This is a genomic window from Vibrio sp. 811, assembly GCF_033339195.1.
Genome location: NZ_JAWOUB010000164.1, coordinates 1 through 926 on the forward strand (window position 1 = coordinate 1; position 926 = coordinate 926).

General features: G+C 44.8%; 1 pseudogene. It reads left to right on the top strand.

Features of this window, described 5'->3' with window-relative positions:
* A pseudogene (locus R7Q46_RS25575) lies at positions 1-641 on the top strand (sulfatase-like hydrolase/transferase); the annotation flags it as partial.
* Positions 642-926 lie beyond the last annotated feature (285 nt).

The window sequence follows — 926 nt, forward strand, 5'->3', positions numbered from 1 at the left end:
TCCGTGGTGAGAAAAACACAGGCTGGGAAGGTGGCTTCCGCGTACCAGCAATGGTTCGTTGGCCTGGGCACATTGCTCCAAATACGAAGTTAAACGACATCTTTGCGGGTGAAGACTGGTTCCCAACACTGCTTTCTGCGGCGGGTAACAACACCATCAAGCAAGACTTGCTGAAAGGTTACAAATCATCGTCTGCTGATCGCACATACAAAAACCATTTAGATGGTTACAACCAAATGAATTACTTGATGGGTAAAGACAAAGAGTCTGCTCGTGATGAGTTCTTCTACTGGTCAGACGATGGCGACTTGCTGGCAATGCGTGACAAGCGCTTCAAGCTTCACTTCAAGATCCAAGAGCATGAAGGTTGGGATGTTTGGACGAAAGAGTTCACAAACCTACGTATACCAATGATCTTCGACCTTAAAGTTGACCCACTAGAGAAGGGCGACCAAGGCTTCGGTTACGAAACATGGCAGTTCAACCACGTATTCTTGCTTGTTCCTGCTCAAGCGAAAGTAGCGAAAGTTCTGAAATCATTCAAAGAGTTCCCACCACGTCAAGAGATCCCAAGCTTCTCGGTTGATAAAGTGATGGAACAAATGAAGAACCTAAGTAAAGTTCAACAAGCGAAAGGTTAATCCTAAGCGTATTTGAGCCCCCAACGGTTCGCAATGATGATCTAGCTTGGTTGTCGGCGCGAACCGTTTTTTATTTTATCTATTTCGCAACCCTCTAATCGTTTGTTATCTCTTCCTGCCATTCCTTGCGTTAGCGAACCTTCTCTTATCTAAACGCCTTCAGATCTTTGTTGTCGCCGTGTGAATATGTTCGCGGAAATTATTAAACCCCATTGCCTTTATTCTCATTTTGAACATTCGCAAATCCGGAGGTTGTGAACTATACATTCTGTTGCAGGAAGCACT